Source organism: Mycobacterium sp. (assembly GCF_049673265.1).
GTDB lineage: Bacteria > Actinomycetota > Actinomycetes > Mycobacteriales > Mycobacteriaceae > Mycobacterium.
Map to the genome: position 1 here is coordinate 1 of NZ_JBATXN010000683.1, position 5,029 is coordinate 5,029.

Genomic DNA, 5,029 nt, shown 5'->3' on the forward strand with positions numbered 1-5,029 from the left:
GACTTTTTGGGTCATGCATCCCAGTATGCTCCCGACACAACTACGGCACAAGGGCTTGCGGAGGGGTAGTACTTTGCCGACCGACTAATCCACGGATGCCCGCTTCATCCAGATTGCGGGTCGTGGATTGCGCGAAATCACAACCCTCAGCGCAATTTCGACAACAGGGCAAGCCTCAGGAGCTGAGGCAAACCGACGCCTCGGCGGTGTAGCACAGGAAAGTCAGCGTCTCCTGCAGGTACAGCTGCACGGTGTCGGCGTCGTGGGACAGGTAGCCGATCGACACGTCGGTGCCCAGCTGCAAGTCGAAGTCGCCGCCGCGGGTGGTCAACACGAATGCGCCGTCGATGGCCGGCGCCCAGATGATCTCGCCGTCGATCAGTCGGCGAATGTGTTCGCGGATCGGATAGCCGTGTTCGGTGGTCTCGCTGACTTTCGTGTAGGCGTCGGCAGACAGCAGCACCGAGTAGGGCCCGTCGACACCGGCCAGTCGCAGCTCGGACAACGCCTGTGAGATGACGTCGGGGAAGCCGCGTACTTCCTTGGGCAGTTTCAGCGGCGGGTTCGAGCTCGCACTGCGGATACCGTCGATCGACGCGGCTTTATAGCCCTCGAAGATGGCCCGGTCTTCGACGAACGCCAGCTTCTTGGCGGCGGCCTTGACCGGATCCCAGTCGGAGTCCTGCGAGCCGCGCTCCACGTCGTCGATCTCGCCGCGGGACAGCGTAAATGGAACCCGAAGCCGCACAAGCGGTTTGCTGGCGCGCAGCTGCGCGATGACACCGTCGGTGGGCGCCTTCACGTCCAGCAGCCGACCGGTGCTGATCGCCGCTGCGGTCGGACCGCCCGGCTCGCTGACGTCGACGACTCGGCGTCCGGCGATGTGCCGCTTGAACGTTCGTGTTGCTTCCAACTCAATTTCGTTCCAGGCCTCTTCGGTGATCGGCGCAAGATCGCGGTAGAGGTTATTCATTGCCGGTTCCTTTCAAACTGCCGATCGCTAACGAGCCGTTCGGTGGCACGGTGACCACCGCTGCTGCTGTTGCCGGTGAGCTCGGCAGCGGCGGTGGATCGTCGAGGAAGTCGACGGTGGGGGAGAAGAACAGGCCTCCCGTGATCGCGGTGGAGAAGTCCAGGATCCGGTCGGTGTTGCCGGGCGGATCGCCGAGAAACATGTTGCGCAGCATCTGTTCGGTGACCTCAGGTGTGCGCGAATACCCAATGAAGTAGGTGCCGAATTCGCCCTTGCCGAGCTCGCCGAACGGCATGTTGTGCCGCACGATCTTCAGCTCGGTGCCGTCGTCATCGGTGATGACGTTGAGCGCGATGTGCGCGTTGGCCGGCTTATCGTCGTCGTCGAGCTCGATGTCGTCCAACTTGGTCCGGCCGATCACCAGCTCCTGCTCTGTAGCCGGCAGCGAATCCCACGCAGCCATGTCGTGCACGTATTTCTGCACGTGCACATAGCAGGATCCGGCGAAATCCGGGTCCTCGTCGCCGATCGTGGTAGCCGACACCGCCAACGCGCCGTCCGGGTTTTCGGTCCCGTCGACGAAACCCAGCAGGTCGCGGTTGTCGAAAAACCGGAAGCCGTGCACCTCGTCAACGACGGTCACTGCACCGGCCATCGTCTTGAGAATGCGATTGGCCAGTTCGAAGCAGACGTCCATGGATTCGGCCCGAATGTGGAACAACAGATCGCCCGCAGTGGCCGGGGCGGCATGCCGCGGGCCGTGTAACTCGACGAACGGGTGCAGCTCGGCAGGCCGCGGACCGGTGAACAACCGGTCCCAGGCCGCGGAGCCGATCGAGGTGATCACCGATAAATGTTTGGTGGGATCGCGGAAGCCGATTGCCCGTACCAGGCCGGGCAGCTCCGGCAGTGCATCGTGCACCGCTGCTTCGCCGCCCTCATCGATGGTGACCACCAGGAAGATCGCAGCCGGGGTCAGAGGTGCGAGAACCGGTTGCGGCTGCACTGAGGGCACGAGTCCGACCCTAACGTGCCCGCGGGTCGCCGCAACGAGCGTGATGAAAAGATGTGGGACATGGCGGCTACGGCGCGCGGCTTGTGCGAATTCATCGACGAGTCCCCGTCGCCGTTCCATGTCTGTGCCACGGTGGCATCCAGGCTGCGCGCTGCCGGCTACACCGAGCTGGCCGAAGCAGACGAATGGCCCTCGGCGGGCAAGTTCTTCACCGTACGGGCCGGGTCGGTGGTCGCCTGGGACAGCACGACCGGCGCTCGCCGGTTTCGGATCATCGGCGGACATACCGACAGCCCGAACCTGCGGGTCAAGCAACACCCCGACCGCGAGGTCGCGGGCTGGCGGGTCGTGGCGCTGGAGCCGTATGGCGGCGTCTGGCTGAACTCCTGGCTGGACCGCGACCTGGGCATCAGCGGGCGACTTTCGATCCGTGACGCCGGTGGGATCGCCCACCGGCTGGTGCGGATCGATGCACCGATTCTGCGCGTGCCGCAGTTGGCGATCCACCTTGCGGAGGACCGCAAGTCGCTCACGCTCGATCCGCAGCGCCACGTCAACGCGGTGTGGGGCGCCGACGATCGAACCCCGTCGTTTATCGGCTACGTCGCCGCGCAGGCCGGCGTCGATCCCGATGACGTGCTCGGCGCCGATCTGATGACCCACGACTTGACCCCGTCGACGCTGTCCGGGCTGGGTGAGCAGTTCGTGAGCGCGCCGCGGCTGGACAACCAGGCGTCCTGCTATGCGGGGCTGGCGGCGTTCCTGGACGCCGGCGTGGGCGAACACCTTCCCGTGCTCGCGCTATTCGACCACGAGGAGGTGGGCTCGACCTCCGATCACGGCGCGGACTCCGAGCTGCTGCTCACCGCGCTGGAACGGATCGTGCTGGCCGGTGGCGGCGGACGGGAGGACTTTCTGCGACGACTTTCGGGATCGATGGTCGCCTCGGCGGATATGGCGCACGCCACCCATCCCAATTACCCGGAGCGGCACGAACCCGGGCACCTGATCGCGATCAACGGCGGTCCGGTGGTCAAGGTGCACCCGAATCTGCGCTACGCCACCGACGGTCGCACCGCCGCCGCGTTCGCGCTGGCCTGCCAGGAGGCCGGGGTGCCGCTGCAACGCTACGAGCACCGGGCCGATCTTCCCTGTGGCTCGACGATCGGTCCGATGACGTCGGCGCGGACCGGTATTCCGACGGTCGACGTCGGCGCTGCTCAGCTGGCCATGCATTCGGCACGGGAATTGATGGGCGCGGGCGACGTCGTCGCGTACGCGGCCGCTCTGCGGGCCTTCTTGTCGCCCGGCTGACCGGCTGCTAAGGCGCTACTTGACGAACAGCGGCTCGTAGCGAATCACGTTCTCCACCACGATGCCGTTGCGGGTGCGGACGCGATCGATCCCGCGGATCTCGAATGGCCCGTCCGGACCCGTTCCGCGGCCGGTGTAGTGCAGGAACACCAGCTGCTCGCCCTCGGTGGCACCCGGAACAGTCGCGCTGTCGACGACGTCAAGGTGCAGGTCTGGGGCGGCGGTAAGCAGCTCGGCGATCTTTGCCGTGTACGCCTTGACGCCGCGCACCGGCTCGGGGTTGCCGGGCCAGTAGCCGACGATGTCGTCGGCCAGGATGTCCATTCCGCGGGACATATCGGGCGCCGCCCAGAACGCCGCAAACATCTCGGCGCTGAAGACGGTTGCAGGAGAAGCGGATTGAACGTCGGTCATGATTCCTCCAGTGGCTCTGACGCTCCGGATGAGCGCGTTACCGCCAGAGTGTCTCGGCTGCGTGCTGCTCCGCAATTACCTCGGAGGTCATCGCCGCGAGTAATACAGTCGAAGGTATGGCGCTCAAAGTAGAGATGGTCACGTTTGACAGCAGCGACCCCGCCCAGCTCGCCGACTGGTGGGCCGAGCAGTTCGACGGCGAAGTGCAGGAACTGCTGCCTGGCGAGTTCTTCGCGGTCACCCGCCCCGAAGGACCACGGCTGGGCTTTCAAAAGGTGGCCGCTCCCACGCCGGGCAAAAACCGGGTGCATGTCGATTTCGGCGCGGATGATGTCGACGCGGAGGTGTCCCGACTTGTTGCCGCCGGCGCAACCGAGGTGGGCCGGCACAGCATCGGCGACAACTTCCGCTGGGTGGTGTTGACCGACCCCGAGGGCAACGCGTTCGACATCGCCGGCGGGCAGTAGCGTCCGACGGACTAGCTTGCCCGTGTGTTTTTGGTGCGCGCACGACCACTGACTTAAAGAGTGTCGAAAATCTGGTTCGGCACAAATGTCGGGCGACGGTTGTCGGTGGGTGGTGGAATGCTCACCGGTGAGATGAGTCGGCACACCACCTTCAAGTTCTGCCTCGATCCCACCGTCGAGCAGCATGATCTATTCGCGCGCCATGCCGGGGCGTCGAGGTTCGCGTTCAACCAGTGCCTGCGAATGGTGAAAACCGCGCTCACCGAACGCAAGACCGACCCTGACACGCCAGTGCCCTGGACCGGGTTCGATCTGATCAATGTGTTTAACGACTGGAAGAAGACAGAGGACGCCGGCCGTGTGTTCGCCGTCAGCACCGATGGCGTGGCCGAGGCCGTCGTGACCGGCTTGGCGTGGCGAAACCGAGGTGTGCCAGCAGGTATTCGAGGAAGCCGCAGTCGATCTGGGTAAGGGGCTCAAATCCTGGACGGACTCTCGACTCGGCAAGCGCAAGGGAAAGAAAGTGGGCTTTCCCCACTTCAAGAAGAAAACGGATGCGACGCCCTCATTCCGCCTGCGCAACAAACACCCCAAGGGCAAGCCACCAGCGATCCGCGTCGGCGACAACAATCGTCCCCGCTCGATCACGCTTCCTGGAATTGGCCAGATCGAGGTACATGACGACACCCGGCGGCTGCGGCGCATGCTCGGCAAGGGCCGGGCCAAGGTCTGTTTCGCCACCATTACCCGTCACGCCGGGCACTGGTGGGTATCGCTGAACGTCGAAGCCGCCGAACTACACCCGGCCCACCAGCACCCGGCCCGCCATCCCGACGACCGTGGCGG

At 64.9% G+C, this 5,029-nt stretch carries 6 protein-coding genes and 1 pseudogene; 4 read left to right on the forward strand and 3 right to left on the reverse strand.

Annotated features, from left to right (window positions below; all coding sequences use genetic code 11):
* Positions 1 to 175: 175 nt before the first annotated feature.
* Both WBF82_RS23190 and WBF82_RS23195 read right to left on the reverse strand, forming a co-directional pair.
* Positions 176 to 973 (reverse strand): family 1 encapsulin nanocompartment shell protein, encoded by a 798-nt coding sequence (locus WBF82_RS23190; RefSeq protein WP_424385274.1) that lies wholly within the window; start codon positions 971 to 973, stop codon positions 176 to 178.
* On the reverse strand, positions 966 to 1,988 hold the full coding sequence (locus WBF82_RS23195; protein WP_424385275.1) for a Dyp-type peroxidase: 1,023 nt from the start codon (positions 1,986 to 1,988) through the stop codon (positions 966 to 968). Before WBF82_RS23195 ends, WBF82_RS23190 begins: the two co-directional genes overlap by 8 nt.
* Before the next feature lie 60 nt (positions 1,989 to 2,048).
* Here WBF82_RS23195 and WBF82_RS23200 point away from each other — a divergent pair, with 60 nt between their 5' ends.
* The gene (locus tag WBF82_RS23200; protein WP_424385276.1) at positions 2,049 to 3,302 is read left to right on the forward strand and encodes a M18 family aminopeptidase; all 1,254 of its coding nucleotides are present in this window, start codon (positions 2,049 to 2,051) and stop codon (positions 3,300 to 3,302) included.
* A gap of 15 nt (positions 3,303 to 3,317) precedes the next feature.
* Here the strand turns inward: WBF82_RS23200 and WBF82_RS23205 are convergent, their stop codons facing one another.
* A complete protein-coding gene (locus WBF82_RS23205) occupies positions 3,318 to 3,716 on the reverse strand; it encodes a nuclear transport factor 2 family protein (RefSeq protein ID WP_424385277.1) in 399 nt (132 codons plus the stop codon).
* A gap of 116 nt (positions 3,717 to 3,832) precedes the next feature.
* Between WBF82_RS23205 and WBF82_RS23210 the strand changes: the two genes are divergently transcribed.
* The 3 genes and pseudogenes from WBF82_RS23210 to WBF82_RS23220 form a co-directional block, all read left to right on the forward strand.
* Entirely contained in the window at positions 3,833 to 4,183 is a 351-nt protein-coding gene (locus WBF82_RS23210) for a VOC family protein (protein ID WP_424385278.1), read from the forward strand.
* A gap of 60 nt (positions 4,184 to 4,243) precedes the next feature.
* On the forward strand, positions 4,244 to 4,654 hold the full coding sequence (locus WBF82_RS23215) for a helix-turn-helix domain-containing protein (RefSeq protein WP_424385279.1): 411 nt from the start codon (positions 4,244 to 4,246) through the stop codon (positions 4,652 to 4,654).
* Positions 4,611 to 5,029 (forward strand): annotated as a pseudogene (locus tag WBF82_RS23220) (hypothetical protein); the annotation flags it as partial. The gene WBF82_RS23215 and the pseudogene WBF82_RS23220, both read left to right, overlap by 44 nt.